Raw genomic sequence first — 18,436 nt, 5'->3', positions numbered from 1 at the left:
ATGGAAGACGTTTTTCTACCGATCATCATCTGCAGTATCCTCTTCATCGGTCTGCCCTGGGTCATCCTTCACTACATCACCAAGTGGAAGACTTCGGGCGGTGGCATCACCCAGGACGACGAAGCGCTGCTCGAAGAGCTTTATAACCTCGCCAAGCGGCTCGACGAGCGGATGGACACGGTCGAGCGACTGGTCGCCCACGACCACGCCGACTTCAAGCCCGCCCGCCTGATCGCCGACAACAAGGCCGACAACGAAGAACTCGACGAACTCGAAGCGCTGCTGGCCCGCAAGCGCGCCGAACAGAAGGAAACCCGCGCATGAACACGCCCCGCACCACGCTCTACAAGGACGAGCAGAATGCCAAGCTGATGGGCGTCTGCGCAGGCCTGGCCGACTATACCGGCGTCGATGCGCTCTGGTGGCGCCTGGGAATGCTCGTCGCGACACTCTCCGGCGGATTTCCCGTCACCCTGCCCGCCTATTTCATCATGGGCCTTCTCCTGAACCGCAAGCCCCCGCATCTCTACACGCAGGACAAGCAGGAACAGAAATACTGGCAGGGCGTGCGCGCCAATCCGAAGCGCACCTCACGCGAAATCCGCGGCAAGCTGCGCGAGATCGACCGCCGTCTGGCGAGCGTGGAGGAGCACTATGTCAGCTCCAACCCGCGCCTCGACGCCGAAATCGAACGCCTGCGCTAACTCGAACCGAATAGGGGAGACTACCAATGGAAGCCTTCTTGGGCCTCATGATCCCGATTATTGCCCTCTCGATCCCGATCATAGCAATTTGGACGACCCACCAGCGAAAACTGGCCGAGATGCAGATCGAAACCACCGCCAGCGCCAGCGCCGAAAAGGCCGCGCAATACGCCACTCAGATCCAGCGGCTCGAGGACCGGGTCCAGGTGCTCGAACGCATCGTGACCGACAAGGGCTACGACGTCGCCACCCAAATCGAGGCGCTGCGCGATGCGCGCAGCCACGATGAGGCGGCAGGCATGTCGCTCGACTTCGACAAGCGGGAGCGCGCCTGATGGAAGACCTCTTCAGCGGCCCCGGCATCGTCGTCCTCATCATCGCTCTGACGACGGGCGGATGGCTGATCAACAACTGGATCCGCGCCAAGCATGGCTACGATCTGGAAGACGAATGGGGCGGCAAGACCAGCCGCGCCGACAAGTCAGCCGAGATCGAGGGGCTGCGCGGCGAGAACGCAAAGCTGGTCCAGCGGCTCGACGATCATGCCGAACGGCTGAAAGTGCTCGAGAAGATCGTGACCGAACGCGGCTATTCGCTGTCGGACGAGATCGAGGCGCTGCGGCGCGATGAAAGCAGCGGCGTGCCGCTCGACACCGGCAAGAGGGAAAGCGTGTGATGCCTTTCGAAATGACTTCCGAAGTGATCGCGATCGTCGGTCTGGCCGGTGTGGCGGGCTGGGTCCTCACCACCTGGATGCGGATCAAGCACGGCTACCCGCTGGAAAACAGCTGGGGCAAGGCGATCTATCCCAAGGGCAGCGAAGAGCGCGTGAAGTTGCTGACGCAGGAAAACGCCCAGCTGCGCGCAGAACTGGGCTCCATCAAGGACCGCCTCGGCAATGTCGAGCGGATCGTGACCGACAGCGGCTATGCCCTGAATCATGAGATCGAGGGTCTGCGTGAAAGCAAGGAGATCAACTGATGAGCATGTGGAGCGCCATTGTCCTGATCGTAATGATCGGCGCCGTCGCCAGCATCCTGCGCGCGCGCTACAATTCGCAGGCCGGGATCACCGAAGACATGATGGGCAACCAGACGATCACCCATCGACCGGAACGCCCCGAAACCGACGAGGAAGCCCAGCGCGAAATCGAGACGCTGAAAGAGCGGATCGCGGTGCTGGAGCGCATCGCCTACGACAAGAACAACACCACCGCGCAGGAACGCGCGCGCATCTCTGCCGAGATCGACGCGCTGCGCGAAGAGCAGAACTGACCCTCTCCCCGACGACGGGGCAGCCAATGGAGGACTGAAAGTTATGGAGCCGACACTGGTTATCGCCGCCACATCGCTTCTCGGCCTCGGGCTGGTCGCTGCAGCACTGTTGCGCGCCTGGGAAGGCTGGCTGGCACTCAAACGCCGCGAGCTGGACGCCATATCGCGCGGCGACGCAGCTCCCGACGACACGCGCGGCGCAGGCCGGATTGCGCTCGCCGACCTGCGCGAACGCATCCGCAAGCTCGAAGCCATCGCCAACGGGGTGGATCTGTGAGCGGAGCATCGAGCCAGGCCGCGCAGGCGGGCATCGGCCTCGGCAGTGCCATCGCGGTCGCGATTTCGTGGTCGCTTCACCAGTCGATCGTCTGGGCGATCGTGCACGGCTTCCTCTCGTGGTTTTACGTGATCTATTACGCTCTGACGCGCCCGGGCGGGATTTCCGGCTAGTCCTGCATGGACGCAGGCGGATCGCGCCCCTACATCCGCCCTCATGCGCAGCCTCGACGATATCCGCGAAGAATACGAATTCCTCGAAGGGGACGAACGCTATCGTCTGCTGATCGAGCTTGGCCGCGATCTGGAAGACATGCCCGACGCGCTCAAGACCGACGCAACGCTGGTGCGCGGCTGCTCGGCAGCGGTGTGGGTCTATCCCACCGGAGAAGGCGACAAGCTGCATTTCCTGGCGGACAGCAACGCCGCGATCACCAAGGGCATCGTCGCGCTGGTAATCGCCGCGGTGCAGGACAAGCCCGCTGCCGAAGTGGCGCAGATGGACGTGACCGGGGCGCTCGACCCGTTCGACCTGAAGAACCAGCTATCGAGCAACCGGACGCAAGGCGTGCCCAACATGATCGCGCTGGTGAAGGAACACGCCGCACGGATTGCGACGGGGTAACCTGCGCGCCGCCGCTCAGCGGTTTCTGTAATCGATCCGGATCCGGACCCAGCTGCCGATCTGGGGCTTGCCGCCAAGCATCGGCGGACGAACCCGGAACTGCCATGCAGCCGCCAGGACGGCGCGGTTTATCATCGAGCGTTGCGGATATTCGGCAAGCGGCACGCAATCGACCACGCGAAATTCGGGCGCCGTCTTGCACGCGATCAGGCCCCAGCCCGGTCCGCTCGCGGTGGAGAGATAGCCCGCCAGCTCGCTATCGTCCGGTTCGCGATACCAGCGCGCGGCGTAAAGCGGCTGCCCATCGGGCGCGGTGCCAACCACTTCGGAATCCGCCATGCCCGGTCGCGGGCCGGTATCGACCGGCCCGTAGACCTGCTTCGGCGCATCCTGCTTCGCCGGGCGCGCAGGCTCCTGCTGCGGCGGCAGCTTGAACGGCGACGGTATGACCCGCTGCGGCATCGGCGGTGTGGACGCAACCGGGGGCATCACTTCGGGCTGCACCAGCTCGGGACGCTCGACTTGCGGATCGGAGGGGGCCGCTGGCTGCGCAACTGGCCGGGCGGTCTCGCTCGGCTCCTGCTCGGCTTGCTCCGGCTCTTGCGATGGCTCGTTCTGCGCCTTCAGGTCGACCACAGTGAGGCTGCCCGGTGCGGCTGCCGGCTCGTCGCGGATACTCAGCGTCAGGAGAACGATCAGCAGGACCGCCTCGATCGCCAGTGCGGCGACGAGCCCGACCAGCCGCCGGCCGCGCTCACTGCGCAGCGGTTCGAACAGCGGGTGATCGTCAAGGGACTGAGCTTCGGGCAACGGGCCTCAGGAGAATGGGACGGAGAGACAAGCAGGGAGGCGAGCCGGGGCGCTAGCTATCGCACTCTTGCCGGTAGCTGAAGACGAAGCCGTCAGTCTCGATCAGCGATTTTTCCCCATTATGGCGGATGTGGCTTTGTGCCGCCTTCCGGCACGTCTGGTTCGAGTTCATCATCTTCAATGCCCAGCGTCTTATCGCGGGCTCTTCCAGCGCGATCCGTTCGGCCTCTAAAATGCTCACACCATGTCGGGCACGAAGTTCCTTGATGCGCAGGAGCCAGCGCGACTGGGGCCTATCCGCGTAACGGCTTCGCAGCTCGGAGTAACGATCCGCGAGTTTCTCCGGGTCGTCGAGCTCGAAGAGTATTCGGTCGTTCTGCCCGGTCACGCCCCAGCGCTGTCGCGCACCACGGCGATACCCGCCTCGCGCTGGCGCTTCAGCTCCGCCTTCAGCTTGGCCGGATCGTGGGCCCATACGAAGCCGAAGCTCACCCCGCCCTCCTTTCCGATCGTCGCATGGTGCAGCTTGTGCGCCTGCACCAGACGCTTGGCATAGCCGCGTTTGGGCACGATCTTGAAATAGCGTTGGTGGACGAGGCCATCGTGGATGAAGGTGTAGACCACCCCGTAAGCGAGCACGCCCACGCCGATCCAGGTCGCTGGCTCCCACGCATTGTCGCCCATCACCAGCGGGCTGCCGATGACGAATAGCGAGATGCTGATGCCTGCCCCGACGAGAGCATAAAGATCGTTCTTCTCGAACCGGTTGTCATGCGGTTCGTGATGGTCGCGGTGCCAGCCCCAGCCGAAGCCGTGCATCACGTATTTGTGCAGCGCCCACGCGTAGAATTCCATCGCCACGAAGGTGATGGCGACGATGGCGACGATCTGCCACAGGCTCATGCCCCGGCTCCTTCTTCGATAGGCTGCGCGCGCGCTTCGCGCCGTGCATCGGGCAATGCCCACCACGGCACGTGCGGGTGGTGGTGATGCTCCAGATGATAGCCGAAATGGTAACAGGTCACAAAGCTCGCCAGCGTGCCGAAATTGTCGCTGCGCGCGTTATGCCGGTCCACGAACGTGTCTTCGCCATGCCTGTGCGGGCGGAAAGTGCCGAAATAGAACAGCTGCAGCGAGCTGGCGATCGACGGGACGGCGTAGAACACCATTGCCTGCACGATCGACACCTCCAGCGCGAAGTGCAGCACCCAGAAGATCGCCGTCACGTAGAAGAACGAGCCGAGCCCGAAATAGCACCGCAGGAAGGTCGCATACCATGGCCAGAACGCGCGCGGATGGTCGGCCGCAAAATCGGGGTCGCGATCCGTCCCCGGGGCCTTGTGATGCTCCCAGTGGGCCGCGCGCAATTTGTCGTAGGAAAAGCCGGCGTAAAGGAACAGCAGCGCGGTGCCGATGGCCGTGTTCAAACGCGGCGCGCCGGGGACGAGCGAGCCGTGCATGGCATCATGGCTGACGATGAAAAGCCCGACAGAGAGCCAGCACAGGACCGCCACCATGCCCAGAGCGAGCGGCAGGGTTTCCCAGCTCAGATCGAAGGCGAGCAGCGCAAAGCCGTGCAGCGCGATCCAGCCGCCCAGGATCGCAAGCGCGAGCGCGAGGCCGACCACCGGTTGAAAGGATGAAAGGAATGCGCGGGACATGGGGCTGGCAATAGACGCTCGACGCTTGCAGCGAAAGCCGGGATCGCGATCAATCCTCGCTGCCGGGGCCTTTGCCATCGTGCCGCGGGAAAAAGTAGCTCGCGATTTCCTCGCCGATCCGCGCGGGCCGCAGGCTTTTCGCGTCGATGCAGCACCAGCTCGACTTGACCTCGGCCAGAACTTCCTCGCCCCGCTCGATCACGGTGTGATAGAAAGCGCGCGCCCCCCTGGTGCTCTCGAGCACGGTGCGCGCGATGATATCGTCTTCGAGGAAGGCTGGCTTGCGATAGGTGATCTCATGCTTGAGCGCGACCCACGCACGCTCAGCCACAGCATCGGCAGGCGCGAATTTCTGCCAGTGCGCCAGCACGGCGTCCTGCACCCAGCCGAGGTAGCGCGCGTTGTTCACGTGCCCCATGAAGTCGATATCGGCGGGCTTGATATTGATCGGATGAGCGTAAGGCTTTGCTGACATATGTGTAAGCTAGCGATCAAAGGCTTACATTACCATGACCATCGGCCGGACTCTCGTCCTTTTTTCGCGCCGCTTTCGTGCGCTGTGTCGCCTTGCGGTTGCAACGAATTCGCGCGCCATGCACTAGGATAGGCATGAGCAAGTCCAACAAGAACCTTTCCGGAGTCGCCCTCGCGACCGGTGCCGCCATCGGGTCCGCCGCCATTGCCGCCGCGCTGCTTTACGCAGGCAAGCGTCGCAAATCGGGGAACAAGGATACGGAGCCCAAGCAGCTGCCACCGATCCCCTCGGGCGAAGACCCGCAGACCGACTAAGCCTTTACCGATCAGAACAATAAGGGAGAGAGACCCATGAAAGCCGTGCTGACCAAAGAAGTGGGCGGGCCCGAAACGCTCGTCATCGAACAGATCGATACGCCCAGCCCCGCCAAGGGCGAAGTGCTGGTCGATATCGCCGCCTGCGCGATCAATTTCCCCGACACGCTGATCATTCGCGATCTCTATCAGTTCAAACCCGAGCGCCCCTTTTCACCGGGCGGAGAAATCTCGGGCACCATCGCCGCCGTCGGCGAAGGCGTGGACGGCTGGAAGGTCGGCGACCGCGTGCTGTCGGGCATCGGCAGCGGCGGCCTGCGCGAACAGGTCTGCGTCGAAGCGGGACGGCTATTCAAGGTGCCCGAAGGTATCGACCTGACCGCGGCTTCGGCGCTGCTCATGACCTACGGCACGATGATCCACGCGCTGAAGGATCGCGGCAATATCAAGCCGGGCGATACCGTGCTGGTGCTCGGCGCGGCAGGCGGCGTGGGCCTTGCGTCGATCGAGCTGGCCAAGGCCTACGGGGCCAAGGTGGTCGCGGCAGTCTCCAGCGACGAGAAAGCCAAGGTCGCGAAGGACGCAGGCGCAGACGAAACCGTCGTCTACCCGCGCGCGCCCTTCGACAAGGATGCCTCGAAGAAACTGGCCGGCGATTTCAAGGCCGCAGTCGGTGCCAATGGTGCGGACATCGTGGTCGATATTGTCGGCGGCGACTATTCGGAACCCGCATTGCGCTCCATCGCATGGGAAGGCCGCTTCCTGGTGATCGGCTTCCCGGCGGGCATCGCGAAGATGCCGCTCAACCTCACATTGCTCAAGAGCTGCGACATTCGCGGCGTCTTCTGGGGCGCCTTCGCCGCGCGCGAACCGCAGCGCAACGCGCAGAACATCGCCGAGCTGTTCGAATTCTGGCAGGACGGCAAGATCAGCCCGCAGATCAGCGAAACCTTCAGCCTCGATGATGCGCACAAGGCGATCGAGAAGCTGGAAAACCGGCAGGCCATCGGCAAGCTGGTGGTGTCGATGGACAAGTAGCAACCTCGCTTGTCGCGCGCGTCGCGGAGGCCTATCTTCGATCACGACACTTACCAGCAAACGAAGCGGGCCCGACCACCACAACGGGCCAACCGAAAAGGCAGCACGATCATGACCGATTTCAACGACCGCCGCCGGGGCGAAGAATCCAAGTATGCAATGGACGAGGAAACCGCCTTCAAGGTGGCTGCGCGGCGCAATCGCCTGCTCGGCGAATGGGCGGCGGGTCTGATGAACCTTACCGATGAGGAAACCGATAGCTACAAGAAGGCGGTCGTCCAGGCCGATTTCGAGGAAGCGGGCGACGAAGACGTGATCCGCAAGGTGCTCGGCGATCTTACCGCCGCGTCCTGCGACGTGGACGAAGCCGCAGTGCGCGCCAAGCTGGCCGAATGCGAGATCGAGGCTCGCCGCCAGCTGATCGAAGGGGCATAAGCCCAATGCCGATGCAGGCGGACGAAATCGCGGGCATGATCCAAGCAGCCCTTCCCGGCGCCGAGGTCGAAATGCGCGATCTTGCCGGGGATAACGATCATTGGGCGGCGAAGGTCGTCGCCCCGCAATTCGCGGGCAAAAGCCGCGTCCAGCAGCACAAGATGGTCTACGATGCGCTCGATGGGAAAATGGGCGGCGTGCTCCACGCCTTGCAACTGACCACCGAGCCTCCCAAGTGACGGCCAGAAGCTAAAAGCAACGGCGGTTAAAAACTCATGGCAGATACCAAAGAACGCATTTCCGGCATCGTCGGGGAAAACGACGTCGTCCTTTTCATGAAGGGCACGCCCCTGTTCCCGCAATGCGGCTTTTCCAGCCGTGCGGTGCATATCCTCGACCATTGTGGTGTGAGCTACGAAAGCGTCGACGTGCTGCAGGACATGGAAATCCGGCAGGGCATCAAGACCTATTCCGACTGGCCGACCATCCCGCAGCTTTACGTGAAGGGCGAATTCCTCGGCGGATCGGACATCATGACTGAGATGTTCGAAGCAGGCGAATTGCAGCAGGTCTTCACCGACAAGGGCGTGAAGACCGCGGACTGATCGGCCCGTTGCGGTCGGCGCCTGGGGGGACATGCGCCGAACCGCGTCCGGGTCTTCAACCTTCGGGGAGGCGGAACCAGGAGACCTTTTGGCTCCGCCTCGTAACGAAGGTCAGGGATGCACGACAATATGCATGCCCCGTGCCAGTTTTTCGAAACGGCTCAAATGCAGGATTGCCGATGGTTAACTTCAGTCAGCCTGACAATGCCCCTGTAAAAAATCCCGACAGCAAGCCGGGCGCGCCGCGTGGCTGACAAGTCAACGGATAGCGGCGAGCGCGATGCCATTCCCGCAGCGACGGTGGTGATCTTCCGCCGCGCACCGGATGGCGGTGCGTCGCAGATCCTGATGCAGGTACGCAACCGCGCACTCGCCTTTGCGGGCGGCATGGCGGTGTTCCCGGGCGGGCGGGTGGACGACAGCGATTTCGAGCTGGCGCGGCGAGCCGGATATGTCGACATCGACGAGTCAGCCCACCAGATTGCGGCAATCCGCGAAACACTGGAGGAGACGGGCCTTGCTCTCGGTCTGCGTGGGGCGATCGACGCAGAGTCTGCGGCGAAGGCCCGTGCGATGCTGCTCGATAAGGGACGGCTCGAACCGGTGCTGGCGCAAATGGGCTGGAGGATCGCGCTGAACGATCTGGTGCCCTTCGCGCGCTGGTTTCCCAAGAACGAGCGTCTCTCGCGCATCTTCGACACGCGCTTCTATCTGGCCGATCTGGGCACGGGCGCGGTCGAGATTGCGACGGACGCCGGCGAGAATACGCGGCTGTTCTGGGCCAGCGCGGTCGCTGCACTCGACGCTGCCGACCGGGGCGAGATCGATCTCATCTTCCCCACCCGCCGCAATCTCGAACGATTGGCGCAGTTCGACGACTTCGATCAGGCCAGAGCCCACGCCGAAGCGACGCCCATGCCCACGATCGTTCCATGGGTAGAAGAACGCCCGGAGGGGCGCAGCCTGTGCATACCCGCCGACTGCGGCTACCCTGTTACCTCGGTCCTGCTGGGGGATGCAAAGCGCGGATAGTCGCGCGGTGCCAGCACCGGACCGGACCGCAAAGGCTCCAGAATCAAACAGCCCCGGAACCCTGAAGGGCCCGGGGCTTGTTAGTGGTGCGCCCGGAAGGATTCGAACCTCCGGCCCCCTGATTCGTAGTCAGGTACTCTATCCAGCTGAGCTACGGGCGCTTGTGAGGCGCCGCACATAGGAAGGGTGCCCGACCTTGGCAATCCTTTTGTCACCCACGGCGCAGGTTTTGTCCCCAGATAGCCGATCTGGCCGGTTTTCGGCCAACATCAGTCGAAAAAACGCGCGGCCAGCTCGCGGTCGAGCGGCGGTTTGGGCAGGCCGCGAATCTCTTGCCGATCGAGCCAGCGCCATTCGCCACCTTCGAGCGAACGCGGCTCTCCGCTCCATGTCGGACAGTGGATCAGCAGCAGCAATACAGGCCGCGGGCCGCCCGCTGCGCCCGGATCGTCCGCCGCGAACCCGACCTCGCACATTGCGTGGGGATCGAGCGCCAGACCGCATTCCTCCGCAATCTCGCGCGCAAGCGCCTCGCGCGGTCCCTCCCCCGGATCGATCTTGCCGCCGGGAAACTCCCACAGGCCGGCATGCGCCTTGCCCACTGGGCGGCGGTGCATCAGCCAGCGTCCGGCGGCGTCGGGACCGATCGCGGCGGCCACCACCTGAAGATATGTCGGAATTTTTTCCACCTTCGGGAGTCGGTTTTACCTCGGCTTAACCCTGATCGGCCACAAGCAGCCTGGAACTGCCCGCATCTAACGTCGCGGAAGCAGGCTTGGCAATCGGCCGGGCAATCGACTGGGCAACCGAGTGGGGGTAGCGATGAAAACCTTCTGGAAGCGCCTTTGCCGCGACCAAAATGGTGCGACGGCCGTCGAATACGGCCTGATCCTCGCCCTTATCTTCCTCGCGATGGTGAGCGCGGTCGGCACCTTCTCCAACAGCGTGATCAACACGTGGGACACGGTGCGCGAGACCTCGAGCGAGGCGATCGACCGCACGTGAGCCATGCCAACGGGCATTTAGAAAATTTCAACTCTCGGGGGCTAGACCGGCAGCAGCTCTATCCGAGGGGACGTGGACAGAGCCGGTAACGAAGACGACAACAGGAGACCAAAAATGAAATTCTTCCGTGAACTGATGAACGACGAGCAGGGCGCAACCGCCATCGAGTATGGCCTGATTGCCGCTCTCATCGCCGTCGCCGCGATCACTGCAATGGGTAGCCTGGGCAACCAGCTCGGCAACACCTTCAACACCGTGTCGGACGACATGTCGGCCGACTAAGTCAATTCGACCTAACACGAAGACGGCGGGGAGCGATCCCCGCCGTTTTTTTGTGCGTGGTATCCGCCGGGCCCGTCAGCGCCCGCGCACCACCAGCTTGACCTGCTGGCCTGCCCGCAGGCCTTCGCGCGAATCGAGGCTGTTGAGCACGCGGAAGCGCGCTTCCTGCCCGGTGCTGTATGCCATCCGCCGCGACAGCGAAGACACCGTATCGCCCCGTTGCACCGTCACCACGTCGATCACGCGCGGAACCACCTGCGCGGCTTCTGTCGAACTGATCTGGCGAAAAGATTCGAACATCGGTGTGAACACCCCGGATCGACCTGCGGGCGCAATCGCCTGGAAGTAGTAGTTTCGTCCGCCTAAGTCATAGGCGAAGACCACGACATCGACCTGGGACTGCCCCGAATTGGCGCGCGCGACGCCATAGGCCGCGGGCAGTCCATTAACCGTGGTGGTCTGGATCTGCGGCCGGATCTGCTGACCCTGCTGGGATAGCGACTGGAACGCGCTGCTCACCAGTTGCGAAGGGCTGCCGCTCGACTGCGCGATCCGCAACTCTGCCTGCCCCGACTGGCCGTTGATCGTCACCTGCTGCGTGCCGTTGACGAGGTAGAAGCCCTGCGGCGCGGTGAATGCAAAGCGCATCTCGGGATGGATGAACTGACGGCCTTCGATGACGCCCTGTTCGGGATCGTCGCCATAGGTGAGGCCGTCGATATTGCGCAGGAACGTGTCGCGATTGAGGACCGTCCCGGGCTTGCCGGCGGCAAGCGTCGCGGTATCCCGCACGCGCCCGGCGGGATCGGGATGGGTCGAGGCCCATTCCGGCAGGCTGGCATTGTCACGGCCCTGAAGCTGCGCGTCGAGCGATGACTGGCGCGCCAGGCTTTCGAGCACCGTGCTCATCGCCAGCGGATCGTAGCCCGCCGAAACGAGATACTGGACACCCAGCCGATCGGCCTCTTCTTCCTGGCTGCGCGAGAAGCTGAGCGTGAGCAACTGCGAGCCCTGAAGCGCCGCCCGGCCGAGCGTCGAGCCCAGCTGGCTGTCGCCGAGCAGAATGCCCGAGAGAATCGCGCCCGCCGCGCCGAGCAGCGTGTTCTGCTGCTGCGCCTGCTGGCGCCGCTGCGAGTGACGCGCGGCAACATGGCCGACCTCGTGGCCGAGCACGGCGGCCAGCTCGGCCTCGTTGTTCATCAGCGTCACCAGCTGGCGGGTGGTGTAGACATAGCCGCCAGTGGTCGCGAAGGCATTGTTGACCGAGCTGTTGAGCAGCGAGACGGTGAACGCGCCTTCCGAATTGGCAAGGCCCGACTGCACCGCGATCTTCTGACCGACGCCGCGCACGTAATTGGCGGTGCCGCCCTGCATCGCGCCGCCGAATTCCTGCAGAATCTGGCTGTGATACTCGCGGCCCTGCTGCGCCTCGTTCTGCGTGATAGGCGTATTGGCGCCCGGAATCGGTCCGCCACCGACTGCGGCACACCCGGTCAGCCCCAGTGCGAGGGCTACGGGCGATGCGAATGCGAGAATTTTGCGACGGCTCATGCGGAATGTCTCCCCTGATGCGTTAGACGCGAGGGGGAGCGATGATCGCGCCGCCCGCGTTATGGCCCATACAACAGGCCGATAGCGCAAGCGGTTCCCGAACCGGGATGCAGTCAAGTGTGCGTCAGGCGCCGATGGCGAGGTACCGATCGGCGCGCGTTTCCTGCAGTTGCAGGATATCCTTGCCGGCCAGCTTGCCAAGCTCGTCGTCGATCGTATCGGCAAGATTGCGGATCGCCGACTGTGGATCGCGATGTGCGCCGCCCACAGGCTCGGGCACGATCCGGTCGATCACGCCCAGCTCTTTCAGGTTCTGCGCGGTGACCTTCATCGCCTCCGCCGCATCGGGCGCCTTTTCCGCCGTGCGCCACAGAATCGACGCGCAGCCTTCGGGCGAGATGACCGAATAGACCGCATGCTCCATCATCAGCACGCGTTCGGCACTGGCGAGCGCCACTGCCCCGCCCGAACCGCCCTCGCCCACAATCGTCGCGACCATCGGCACGGGCAGCGCAAGGCATGCCTCGGTCGAGCGGGCGATGGCTTCCGCCTGGCCGCGTTCCTCGGCCTCGATCCCCGGAAATGCGCCCGAGGTATCGACCAGCGTGACCACCGGCAGGCCGAACCGCCCGGCGAGATCCATCAGGCGGATCGCCTTGCGGTAGCCTTCGGGCTTGCCCATTCCGAAATTGTGCCGGAGGCGGGTCTGCGTGTCGTGGCCCTTTTCGTGCCCGATCAGCATGACCGAACGCCCGCGCAAGGTGGCGAATCCGCCCAGGATCGCCTCGTCCTCGCCGAAATAGCGATCCCCGCCCAGCGGCATGAAATCGGTAAAGGCGTGTTCCACATAATTGCGAAAATGCGGGCGTTGCGGATGCCGCGCGACCTGCGTCTTCTGCCATGGCGAAAGCGAGGCGTAGAGGCTCTTGAGCATCTCCGCACTCTTCGCCTCGAGCTTCGCGAGCTCTTCGGCAATATCGATCTGCTCGCCGCCTTCGACAGATTCGTTGGCGGCGCGCAATTCGGCGATTTGAGCCTGCAGCTGTGCCACAGGCTTCTCGAAGTCGAGAAAAGTCAGCATCATTCCGCGCTATCGGGCTGTTGCCCCTCGCGCAAGCCGCCATGGCTCGCGAGGGGGTGCCTTTCGTTGACAAGCGCGACCAGCCGTGCGGCCTCGACATGGGTATATATCTGGGTTGTGGCGATGTCCGCGTGGCCGAGCAGCGTCTGGAGAGCGCGCAGGTCCGCCCCACCTTCCAGCAGGTGCGTGGCGAATGCATGGCGCAGAACGTGGGGGCTTATTTTCGCCGGAGGAATATCCGCGCGCTGCGCCAGGCCCTTGATTAGCTGGTAAAGCCTGATGCGCGTCAGATGGCTCATCCGTGACGGGAACAGCCAGGGCGAGCCTTCGGCGCGCACGGTCAGCCAGCGCGAGACCGCGCTGCGGGCCCGCGTGCCCATCGGCACCAGCCGCTCCTTGCCGCCCTTGCCGGTAATCGTAAGGAACGGTGCATCCCGCGGGACCGAGGCCAATGGCAGCGCGACCAGCTCGGTCGCGCGCAACCCGGAGCCATAGAGCAGCTCAAGCATCGCGAGCAGGCGAATGGCGGCGGGTTTGTCGCCTTCGGCCTCCTGCTCGGCCTGCGCGAAGAGCGCGGCGATCTCGTCATGGTCGAGCACCTTGGGCAGGCTGCGGCGCCTGGCAGGATTGGGCAGTGCAGCGGAGGGATTATCCACCCGCAGCCCCTCGTCCTCGAGAAACCCGAAAAATTGCCGCAGCGCCGATGCCTTGCGCGCCACCGTCGCCGGGGCGAGATCGGCCCATGCCGTGCCGAGCTTTGCCAGTGCCCCGCGCGGGGCATCCTCGAGCGGGCCGACGATCTGCGCCGCACCTTCTAGGTCGCGGCGGTAGGCAGCGAGCGTATTGGCGGCCGCGCCGCGATCCACCGCCAGCGCCGCCAGAAAATCCTCTATCGCTGCGTGGGACATGAGTTCGCCATGCGGTCGGTCTAACCGCGCGCGATCGCCTCCGCCGCGATCATCCGCGCCTCGGCTTCCATGCCGCTTTGGCGGAGCGCGGAGACGATGTGAAAGAGGTGCCGCGGGGTCATCCGGTTCCAGTCGTCGCCCTGCATGCCCAGCCCCATGAGAAGCGTGACAAGCGCCGCGTTCTCAACCTCGCCCGCACGCGCAATCGCCTCGCTCCAGCGGGTCTCGCGCGACAATTCGAGATCCAGCTCGCGATCCCACGAATTGCGCGTCCCGCTCGAAATCCGCCCCAGGCCTGCAAGGCCAGCGACGAGGAAGCGCGTGCGGCGGCTGCCCGTGCTCGAATCATTGTCGCGAAACGCGTCGATGGCATTGCTCGAGACGGCACCGTCGGCATCTGGCAGCCCGACGGCCAGCAGGCCCCAGCCCGCATCGCCTTCGTCCACGATACTGCTCCACCGTGCGGCATCGCGATCGAGCCCGGCGGTCAGCATTGCGGCGATCAGCGGCCCGGCGTCGCCGGAAAAGCTCCCGTTCGCGGGGATGCGCGCGGCGGCATAGGCGGTCAGCACCTGCCGGTCGTAGGGGATCTGCGTGCCCTCGCCCCACAGGCTGCGAATCGCGGCGAGGCGGGCGGCCGGATCGGGATCGACATAGGCAGTCCGCAACAGGGCCGCGTCGCTGCCGATCGCGCCGTCATTGCCGCTCGCCGCATAGGCCTGCGAATAGAGATCGATCAGGGCGGAGGAAGAGAATATCCCCTCGCGCGCGGCGCGGCGCGCGCCATCGATCCGCAAGGGTAGCGGCAGCGATGGCAGCGATGCCGAAGCGCGCTGGTAATAGGGACCGGCATCGTCGATCAGCCGTTCGGGGATATCGATGCCTAGTGCTGCGGCGAGGCCATAGCGCCATGGCGTCAACTCATCGACATCGTCCCACTCGATATTGACCACGCTGTTGCCGAGGCCCGCCGCACCCGCGAAGCGCTGCGCCAGCAGCACGTCGATGACTTCGGTCTCCTCGCCATCGACCCGGTCGCGCAGGCGGATCAGGTCGTTACGGGCGCGTGCGGTTTCGCCGCCGTAGGAATTGCAGATCGAGCGCAGCATGCGCCATTCCACATCGTCGCGGTATCCGCCACGTAGCACCGCGAGCGGGCATGCACCAACGATATCGCCCGTCGCGATGTAAGCGTCGACCGCGGCATTCGCGAGGCGGGTGTTCCAGCTGTCGACATCGATATCCTGCGCGATGGCGCGGGCCGCGGGGAATTCGCCCATCCGGTTGAGCAACTGCGCGCGCAGGCCTGCGAATTCCGCCCCGCTCATGCCCGCGGGCGGCGCGAGACGGCTCGCCAGTGCGCGCCGCAGCGCGATGTGCCCCCAGCGCGAAACCAGTCGGCCTTGCGTACCCGAGATGGCCGCGCGAACCAGCGATTGCGGCTGGTTTGCCAGCGAGACGGCGGGCAGCCCGCCCTCGTCTTCTGCAAGGATGCCGACGCGGGTCGTGGCGCGGCGCTGTGCCGCGGGAATGTCGAACTTGGGCTTGAGGCCGAGCAGTTCGTCGAGCTCGTCCGTATCGAGCGCCTCGAGTTCCTCCAGCGTCGGCAGGCGATTGCCGCTGCTGCTCGACGAACCCTCATCCGATGACGCGCCGTCTTCATCGCTCTCGTCGGGGACGTCCTGCACCACCGGCGTGGCGGCGCTCGTCGGTGTGGGGCTCGGCGCAGGCGCGCTTGCCGTCGGCGTGGGCGCCGGAGCTGGTGAAGGGTCCTGCATGCCCGGCGGCAGCAGCGATTGCGGGTTGCCCGCGATCAGCGCGATCGGCGCGGCCAGCATGGCCAGCCCCGCGCCCGTCAGCAGCGTCGCTTTCACGCGCGTCTTCATGCCTCCATCTCCGACAGATCGATGGTCTGCGCGACCGGGCGGACGGGTTCTTCCCCGCCATCCCACCAGGCCCAGCCGATAATGAGCGCGACGACTGCCACGCCCACGGCGATGCGCTGCCGCGCAGTTTTGGAAATGTCTATCTGCACGCGATCCGATACCCTTTGTTGCCATCGCCCTAGCCCATCTCTACGCCGCCGAGCAATGGAGCCCGTGTCGTCCCTCGCCGCCAAGTCCCGCGTTGCGGCGCTGACCGCGCGGCTCGACCGGCCAATCGTGCTGGTCGGGCTGATGGGCGCAGGCAAGTCCACCGTGGGGCGGCGCCTCGCAACGATCCTCAAATGCAGCTTCATCGATGCCGACGACGCAATCGAGGAGGCTGCGCGCCTTCCCATCGCGGAAATCTTCAGCGAATTCGGCGAAGCCTATTTTCGCGACGGTGAACGCCGCGTGATTGCGCGGCTGATGGAGGAAAACCACGGTATTATCGCAACCGGTGGCGGCGCGTTCATCAATGCGGAGACGCGCGCCCTCATCCTCGAAGGTGCGATCGCGGTGTGGATCGACTGCGACCTCGCCACTCTGGTGGAGCGGACGGGACGGCGCGACAATCGGCCCTTGCTGCGCGATGGCGATCCCGAAGCAATCCTGAGCCGCCTGATGAAAGAACGCGCACCGTATTACGCGCAGGCGCATATCCGGGTAGAGGGTCAGCGAGGCCCGCACACCCGCACCGCATGGGCGATTATCGAGGGAATCGAACAATGGCTGACGTAGATGTCGCACTGGCCGGGCGAAGCTATCGGGTGAAGGTCGGTCCCGGGCTGCTCGAACGGGTTCATGCGGACGCCCATTCCTTCATCGAACCCTATGGCAAGCGCGCCGTGCCGGTGGTGGCCGACGCCAACGCGAAACGTCTGCACGGCGAGCGTTTGCAGGCCTCCTTCCGATCGGCCGGGCACTCGATCGACTGGTACGAGGTCGCGCCCGGAGAAAGCTCGAAAAGCTGGGACGAACTGGTCCGGCTGACCGACTGGTTGCTCGATCGTGGTGTGACGCGCTCGGATCATGTGTTCGCGCTGGGCGGCGGCGTGGTTGGTGACCTCGTCGGTTTTGCCTGCGCCATCCTCAAGCGCGGTTGCGGCTTTGTGCAGCTGCCCACCACGCTGCTGGCGCAGGTGGACTCGAGCGTCGGCGGCAAGACCGCGATCAACGCGCCCGCGGGCAAGAACCTGATCGGCGCGTTCCACCAGCCCTCGCTCGTGCTGGCAGACACCACCTGCCTCGCCACCTTGCCGCAGCGCGAAATGCGCGCCGGGCTGGCCGAAGTGTTCAAGTACGGCATCCTCGGCGACGCCGATTTCCTCGCGCGCGTCGATAGCGAGAGTTCGGCGATCCTTGCTTGCGACGATGCGACGCTCGAATCCGTGATCGCGCATTGCGTCGGCATGAAAGCGCGCGTCGTCGCCGAAGACGAGCGCGAGACGAAGGATGCGCGCGCGCTGCTGAACCTCGGCCACACCTTCGGCCACGCGCTAGAGGCGGAGACCGGGTTTTCGGACAGGCTACTGCATGGCGAGGCGGTAGCCTTGGGCATGGTGCTGGCGGCACGCTATTCCGCGCGGCGCGAGCTTATTTCGCTCGCCGATGCGGAGCGTGTGGCCGATGCGCTGGCACGCGCGGGCCTGCCGACCGAAATTTCGGCGCTTGGGCTCGATTGCGACGGGAGCACCCTCGCCCACCATATGCGCAACGACAAGAAGGCCGAGGCGAGCACGGTGCCCTTCATCCTCCTGCGCGCGATCGGCGAGGCTTTCGTCGCGCGCGATGTGGAGCTGGCGGATGTCGCCGCGTTCATGGACGAGCAGCTACAGGCTCACTGACCCTGCGGCCGCGGTTCGTCGGGCACGCTTTCGAGCGCAACCCCGTCGCCCGCGGACGTCTCGGCGATCACCGAGAAGGAGCCATCGCTTTCCAGCACAACCCACGCGATGTCGGAGCGACCGCCGAAGCCTTTTTTCCGGATTGCGGCGTCCACCTCGACTTCGGTGATCCGCTCGTCATCCATCGTCCGACGGTTGAGCTTGCCATGTTGCAGCAGGAGGCGCGGATCGGATCGGATCAGGCGCCGGAACGGCACCCACCGCACCGACAAGCGCGCCACGATCCACTGGAGGGCAATCAGCATGACGAAGGCGGTCATGCCCTCTGCCAGCGCAACGTCTGTCGACAGCAGGATCGTCGCGAGGGTCGAGCCGAGCGCGACGGTGACGACGAAATCGAAGACGTTGAGCTTCGCGAGAGAGCGCTTGCCGCTAACCCGCAGGACGACGATCAATCCGACATAGGACGTGATCGCAGCCACGACCGTGCGCAGCAGCCCGTTCCATCCGTCAAAGAAAACACCAACCCAGTCCATGCACGCTCAATGCGCGAAGACGGTGACCGCTCCGAAACTAACAACCGATGGGTGC

31 protein-coding genes and 1 tRNA gene are annotated in these 18,436 nt (G+C 64.6%); 19 read left to right on the top strand and 13 right to left on the bottom strand.

The window, feature by feature from the left end:
* Genes pspB through AAG612_RS01660 form a run of 9 tightly spaced genes read left to right on the top strand, consistent with a single transcriptional unit; the run spans nt 1 to nt 2,879 of the window.
* Nucleotides 1–324 carry an envelope stress response membrane protein PspB gene (gene pspB / locus AAG612_RS01700; RefSeq protein WP_342506634.1) on the top strand — a complete coding sequence of 108 codons (324 nt, stop codon included), beginning with the start codon at nt 1–3 and terminating at the stop codon, nt 322–324.
* Nucleotides 321–704 (top strand): envelope stress response membrane protein PspC, encoded by a 384-nt coding sequence (gene pspC / locus AAG612_RS01695; RefSeq protein ID WP_342506632.1) that lies wholly within the window; start codon nt 321–323, stop codon nt 702–704. The genes pspB and pspC overlap by 4 nt, the downstream gene beginning before the upstream one ends.
* Nucleotides 705–730: 26 nt before the next feature.
* On the top strand, nt 731–1,039 hold the full coding sequence (locus tag AAG612_RS01690; protein ID WP_342506630.1) for a hypothetical protein: 309 nt from the start codon (nt 731–733) through the stop codon (nt 1,037–1,039).
* Complete coding sequence (locus AAG612_RS01685) at nt 1,039–1,380, top strand: hypothetical protein (RefSeq protein ID WP_342506628.1); 342 nt, start codon at nt 1,039–1,041, stop codon at nt 1,378–1,380. The genes AAG612_RS01690 and AAG612_RS01685 overlap by 1 nt, the downstream gene beginning before the upstream one ends.
* Nucleotides 1,380–1,685 carry a hypothetical protein gene (locus AAG612_RS01680; RefSeq protein ID WP_342506626.1) on the top strand — a complete coding sequence of 102 codons (306 nt, stop codon included), beginning with the start codon at nt 1,380–1,382 and terminating at the stop codon, nt 1,683–1,685. The genes AAG612_RS01685 and AAG612_RS01680 overlap by 1 nt, the downstream gene beginning before the upstream one ends.
* Complete coding sequence (locus AAG612_RS01675) at nt 1,685–1,978, top strand: hypothetical protein (protein ID WP_342506623.1); 294 nt, start codon at nt 1,685–1,687, stop codon at nt 1,976–1,978. The genes AAG612_RS01680 and AAG612_RS01675 overlap by 1 nt, the downstream gene beginning before the upstream one ends.
* Before the next feature lie 43 nt (nt 1,979–2,021).
* The gene (locus tag AAG612_RS01670) at nt 2,022–2,255 is read left to right on the top strand and encodes a hypothetical protein (protein ID WP_342506622.1); all 234 of its coding nucleotides are present in this window, start codon (nt 2,022–2,024) and stop codon (nt 2,253–2,255) included.
* The gene (locus AAG612_RS01665) at nt 2,252–2,428 is read left to right on the top strand and encodes a hypothetical protein (protein ID WP_342506620.1); all 177 of its coding nucleotides are present in this window, start codon (nt 2,252–2,254) and stop codon (nt 2,426–2,428) included. The genes AAG612_RS01670 and AAG612_RS01665 overlap by 4 nt, the downstream gene beginning before the upstream one ends.
* A gap of 43 nt (nt 2,429–2,471) precedes the next feature.
* Entirely contained in the window at nt 2,472–2,879 is a 408-nt protein-coding gene (locus AAG612_RS01660) for a SufE family protein (protein ID WP_342506618.1), read from the top strand.
* Nucleotides 2,880–2,894: 15 nt separating this feature from the next.
* On the opposite strand, the gene AAG612_RS01655 is transcribed toward AAG612_RS01660, so the two are convergent.
* Genes AAG612_RS01655 through AAG612_RS01635 form a run of 5 tightly spaced genes read right to left on the bottom strand, consistent with a single transcriptional unit; the run spans nt 2,895 to nt 5,825 of the window.
* Nucleotides 2,895–3,689, bottom strand: coding sequence for a hypothetical protein (locus tag AAG612_RS01655; protein ID WP_342506616.1), 795 nt, complete (start codon nt 3,687–3,689; stop codon nt 2,895–2,897).
* A gap of 52 nt (nt 3,690–3,741) precedes the next feature.
* Entirely contained in the window at nt 3,742–4,077 is a 336-nt protein-coding gene (locus tag AAG612_RS01650; RefSeq protein WP_342506614.1) for a hypothetical protein, read from the bottom strand.
* Entirely contained in the window at nt 4,074–4,592 is a 519-nt protein-coding gene (locus tag AAG612_RS01645) for a sterol desaturase family protein (RefSeq protein WP_342506612.1), read from the bottom strand. The genes AAG612_RS01650 and AAG612_RS01645 overlap by 4 nt, the downstream gene beginning before the upstream one ends.
* Nucleotides 4,589–5,350 (bottom strand): fatty acid desaturase, encoded by a 762-nt coding sequence (locus AAG612_RS01640; RefSeq protein WP_342506610.1) that lies wholly within the window; start codon nt 5,348–5,350, stop codon nt 4,589–4,591. Before AAG612_RS01640 ends, AAG612_RS01645 begins: the two co-directional genes overlap by 4 nt.
* Before the next feature lie 49 nt (nt 5,351–5,399).
* A complete protein-coding gene (locus AAG612_RS01635; protein ID WP_342506608.1) occupies nt 5,400–5,825 on the bottom strand; it encodes an acyl-CoA thioesterase in 426 nt (141 codons plus the stop codon).
* A gap of 134 nt (nt 5,826–5,959) precedes the next feature.
* Here AAG612_RS01635 and AAG612_RS01630 point away from each other — a divergent pair, with 134 nt between their 5' ends.
* From AAG612_RS01630 to AAG612_RS01605, 6 genes are all read left to right on the top strand, one after another.
* Nucleotides 5,960–6,139: a hypothetical protein gene (locus AAG612_RS01630; protein ID WP_342506607.1), complete on the top strand. Its 180-nt coding sequence runs from the start codon at nt 5,960–5,962 to the stop codon at nt 6,137–6,139.
* A gap of 36 nt (nt 6,140–6,175) precedes the next feature.
* Nucleotides 6,176–7,177 carry an NADPH:quinone oxidoreductase family protein gene (locus AAG612_RS01625; RefSeq protein ID WP_342506605.1) on the top strand — a complete coding sequence of 334 codons (1,002 nt, stop codon included), beginning with the start codon at nt 6,176–6,178 and terminating at the stop codon, nt 7,175–7,177.
* 111 nt (nt 7,178–7,288) lie between these two features.
* Nucleotides 7,289–7,612 carry a DUF1476 domain-containing protein gene (locus AAG612_RS01620; RefSeq protein WP_342506603.1) on the top strand — a complete coding sequence of 108 codons (324 nt, stop codon included), beginning with the start codon at nt 7,289–7,291 and terminating at the stop codon, nt 7,610–7,612.
* A gap of 5 nt (nt 7,613–7,617) precedes the next feature.
* The gene (locus AAG612_RS01615; RefSeq protein WP_342506601.1) at nt 7,618–7,851 is read left to right on the top strand and encodes a BolA/IbaG family iron-sulfur metabolism protein; all 234 of its coding nucleotides are present in this window, start codon (nt 7,618–7,620) and stop codon (nt 7,849–7,851) included.
* A gap of 36 nt (nt 7,852–7,887) precedes the next feature.
* On the top strand, nt 7,888–8,217 hold the full coding sequence (gene grxD, locus AAG612_RS01610) for a Grx4 family monothiol glutaredoxin (protein ID WP_342506599.1): 330 nt from the start codon (nt 7,888–7,890) through the stop codon (nt 8,215–8,217).
* 246 nt (nt 8,218–8,463) lie between these two features.
* Nucleotides 8,464–9,249: an NUDIX hydrolase gene (locus AAG612_RS01605; protein WP_342506597.1), complete on the top strand. Its 786-nt coding sequence runs from the start codon at nt 8,464–8,466 to the stop codon at nt 9,247–9,249.
* Between the two features lie 84 nt (nt 9,250–9,333).
* On the opposite strand, the gene AAG612_RS01600 is transcribed toward AAG612_RS01605, so the two are convergent.
* Together AAG612_RS01600 and AAG612_RS01595 are read right to left on the bottom strand one after the other, a co-directional pair.
* Nucleotides 9,334–9,410 (bottom strand) — tRNA-Arg (locus AAG612_RS01600).
* 108 nt (nt 9,411–9,518) lie between these two features.
* A complete protein-coding gene (locus tag AAG612_RS01595) occupies nt 9,519–9,908 on the bottom strand; it encodes an NUDIX domain-containing protein (RefSeq protein WP_342506595.1) in 390 nt (129 codons plus the stop codon).
* Between the two features lie 163 nt (nt 9,909–10,071).
* Here AAG612_RS01595 and AAG612_RS01590 point away from each other — a divergent pair, with 163 nt between their 5' ends.
* The gene (locus tag AAG612_RS01590; protein ID WP_342506593.1) at nt 10,072–10,254 is read left to right on the top strand and encodes a Flp family type IVb pilin; all 183 of its coding nucleotides are present in this window, start codon (nt 10,072–10,074) and stop codon (nt 10,252–10,254) included.
* Nucleotides 10,255–10,368: 114 nt separating this feature from the next.
* Entirely contained in the window at nt 10,369–10,536 is a 168-nt protein-coding gene (locus tag AAG612_RS01585; protein WP_342506591.1) for a Flp family type IVb pilin, read from the top strand.
* A 75-nt stretch (nt 10,537–10,611) separates the two neighbouring features.
* Here AAG612_RS01585 and AAG612_RS01580 read toward each other — a convergent pair whose 3' ends face one another.
* The 5 genes from AAG612_RS01580 to AAG612_RS01560 form a co-directional block, all read right to left on the bottom strand.
* Nucleotides 10,612–12,087, bottom strand: a complete 1,476-nt coding sequence (locus AAG612_RS01580; protein WP_342506589.1) for a M48 family metalloprotease — start codon at nt 12,085–12,087, stop codon at nt 10,612–10,614.
* A 124-nt stretch (nt 12,088–12,211) separates the two neighbouring features.
* On the bottom strand, nt 12,212–13,168 hold the full coding sequence (locus tag AAG612_RS01575) for an acetyl-CoA carboxylase carboxyltransferase subunit alpha (protein ID WP_342506587.1): 957 nt from the start codon (nt 13,166–13,168) through the stop codon (nt 12,212–12,214).
* A complete protein-coding gene (locus AAG612_RS01570) occupies nt 13,168–14,076 on the bottom strand; it encodes a tyrosine recombinase (protein WP_342506584.1) in 909 nt (302 codons plus the stop codon). Before AAG612_RS01570 ends, AAG612_RS01575 begins: the two co-directional genes overlap by 1 nt.
* Nucleotides 14,077–14,096: 20 nt before the next feature.
* Entirely contained in the window at nt 14,097–15,962 is a 1,866-nt protein-coding gene (locus tag AAG612_RS01565; RefSeq protein WP_342506582.1) for a hypothetical protein, read from the bottom strand.
* Nucleotides 15,959–16,111, bottom strand: a complete 153-nt coding sequence (locus AAG612_RS01560; RefSeq protein WP_342506580.1) for a hypothetical protein — start codon at nt 16,109–16,111, stop codon at nt 15,959–15,961. Before AAG612_RS01560 ends, AAG612_RS01565 begins: the two co-directional genes overlap by 4 nt.
* 55 nt (nt 16,112–16,166) lie before the next feature.
* Here AAG612_RS01560 and AAG612_RS01555 point away from each other — a divergent pair, with 55 nt between their 5' ends.
* Nucleotides 16,167–16,739 carry a shikimate kinase gene (locus tag AAG612_RS01555; protein ID WP_342506577.1) on the top strand — a complete coding sequence of 191 codons (573 nt, stop codon included), beginning with the start codon at nt 16,167–16,169 and terminating at the stop codon, nt 16,737–16,739.
* Nucleotides 16,727–17,845, top strand: coding sequence for a 3-dehydroquinate synthase (aroB, locus tag AAG612_RS01550; RefSeq protein WP_342506575.1), 1,119 nt, complete (start codon nt 16,727–16,729; stop codon nt 17,843–17,845). Before AAG612_RS01555 ends, aroB begins: the two co-directional genes overlap by 13 nt.
* Here the strand turns inward: aroB and AAG612_RS01545 are convergent.
* Entirely contained in the window at nt 17,839–18,381 is a 543-nt protein-coding gene (locus tag AAG612_RS01545; RefSeq protein ID WP_342506573.1) for a DUF421 domain-containing protein, read from the bottom strand. The genes aroB and AAG612_RS01545 overlap by 7 nt on opposite strands.
* Between the last annotated feature and the right edge of the window lie 55 nt (nt 18,382–18,436).

This window comes from Citromicrobium bathyomarinum, from assembly GCF_038594605.1.
Taxonomy (GTDB): Bacteria; Pseudomonadota; Alphaproteobacteria; order Sphingomonadales; family Sphingomonadaceae; genus Alteriqipengyuania; species Alteriqipengyuania bathyomarina_B.
Note: the sequence above shows the minus strand (reverse complement) of the source record. Positions and strands in the feature narration are given on the sequence as shown.

What these genes read in the sequence shown, in the direction of transcription:
- grxD (WP_342506599.1), top strand. Translation starts at nt 7,888, where the DNA reads ATGGCAGATACCAAAGAACGCATTTCCGGCATCGTCGGGGAAAACGAC.
- AAG612_RS01620 (WP_342506603.1), top strand. Translation starts at nt 7,289, where the DNA reads ATGACCGATTTCAACGACCGCCGCCGGGGCGAAGAATCCAAGTATGCA.
- AAG612_RS01675 (WP_342506623.1), top strand. Translation starts at nt 1,685, where the DNA reads ATGAGCATGTGGAGCGCCATTGTCCTGATCGTAATGATCGGCGCCGTC.
- AAG612_RS01630 (WP_342506607.1), top strand. Translation starts at nt 5,960, where the DNA reads ATGAGCAAGTCCAACAAGAACCTTTCCGGAGTCGCCCTCGCGACCGGT.
- AAG612_RS01625 (WP_342506605.1), top strand. Translation starts at nt 6,176, where the DNA reads ATGAAAGCCGTGCTGACCAAAGAAGTGGGCGGGCCCGAAACGCTCGTC.
- AAG612_RS01585 (WP_342506591.1), top strand. Translation starts at nt 10,369, where the DNA reads ATGAAATTCTTCCGTGAACTGATGAACGACGAGCAGGGCGCAACCGCC.
- AAG612_RS01615 (WP_342506601.1), top strand. Translation starts at nt 7,618, where the DNA reads ATGCCGATGCAGGCGGACGAAATCGCGGGCATGATCCAAGCAGCCCTT.
- AAG612_RS01640 (WP_342506610.1), bottom strand. Translation starts at nt 5,350, where the DNA reads ATGTCCCGCGCATTCCTTTCATCCTTTCAACCGGTGGTCGGCCTCGCG.
- AAG612_RS01635 (WP_342506608.1), bottom strand. Translation starts at nt 5,825, where the DNA reads ATGTCAGCAAAGCCTTACGCTCATCCGATCAATATCAAGCCCGCCGAT.
- aroB (WP_342506575.1), top strand. Translation starts at nt 16,727, where the DNA reads ATGGCTGACGTAGATGTCGCACTGGCCGGGCGAAGCTATCGGGTGAAG.
- AAG612_RS01545 (WP_342506573.1), bottom strand. Translation starts at nt 18,381, where the DNA reads ATGGACTGGGTTGGTGTTTTCTTTGACGGATGGAACGGGCTGCTGCGC.
- AAG612_RS01590 (WP_342506593.1), top strand. Translation starts at nt 10,072, where the DNA reads ATGAAAACCTTCTGGAAGCGCCTTTGCCGCGACCAAAATGGTGCGACG.
- AAG612_RS01670 (WP_342506622.1), top strand. Translation starts at nt 2,022, where the DNA reads ATGGAGCCGACACTGGTTATCGCCGCCACATCGCTTCTCGGCCTCGGG.
- pspC (WP_342506632.1), top strand. Translation starts at nt 321, where the DNA reads ATGAACACGCCCCGCACCACGCTCTACAAGGACGAGCAGAATGCCAAG.
- AAG612_RS01685 (WP_342506628.1), top strand. Translation starts at nt 1,039, where the DNA reads ATGGAAGACCTCTTCAGCGGCCCCGGCATCGTCGTCCTCATCATCGCT.
- AAG612_RS01680 (WP_342506626.1), top strand. Translation starts at nt 1,380, where the DNA reads ATGCCTTTCGAAATGACTTCCGAAGTGATCGCGATCGTCGGTCTGGCC.
- AAG612_RS01580 (WP_342506589.1), bottom strand. Translation starts at nt 12,087, where the DNA reads ATGAGCCGTCGCAAAATTCTCGCATTCGCATCGCCCGTAGCCCTCGCA.
- AAG612_RS01565 (WP_342506582.1), bottom strand. Translation starts at nt 15,962, where the DNA reads ATGAAGACGCGCGTGAAAGCGACGCTGCTGACGGGCGCGGGGCTGGCC.
- AAG612_RS01555 (WP_342506577.1), top strand. Translation starts at nt 16,167, where the DNA reads ATGGAGCCCGTGTCGTCCCTCGCCGCCAAGTCCCGCGTTGCGGCGCTG.
- AAG612_RS01660 (WP_342506618.1), top strand. Translation starts at nt 2,472, where the DNA reads ATGCGCAGCCTCGACGATATCCGCGAAGAATACGAATTCCTCGAAGGG.
- pspB (WP_342506634.1), top strand. Translation starts at nt 1, where the DNA reads ATGGAAGACGTTTTTCTACCGATCATCATCTGCAGTATCCTCTTCATC.
- AAG612_RS01645 (WP_342506612.1), bottom strand. Translation starts at nt 4,592, where the DNA reads ATGAGCCTGTGGCAGATCGTCGCCATCGTCGCCATCACCTTCGTGGCG.
- AAG612_RS01570 (WP_342506584.1), bottom strand. Translation starts at nt 14,076, where the DNA reads ATGTCCCACGCAGCGATAGAGGATTTTCTGGCGGCGCTGGCGGTGGAT.
- AAG612_RS01575 (WP_342506587.1), bottom strand. Translation starts at nt 13,168, where the DNA reads ATGCTGACTTTTCTCGACTTCGAGAAGCCTGTGGCACAGCTGCAGGCT.
- AAG612_RS01690 (WP_342506630.1), top strand. Translation starts at nt 731, where the DNA reads ATGGAAGCCTTCTTGGGCCTCATGATCCCGATTATTGCCCTCTCGATC.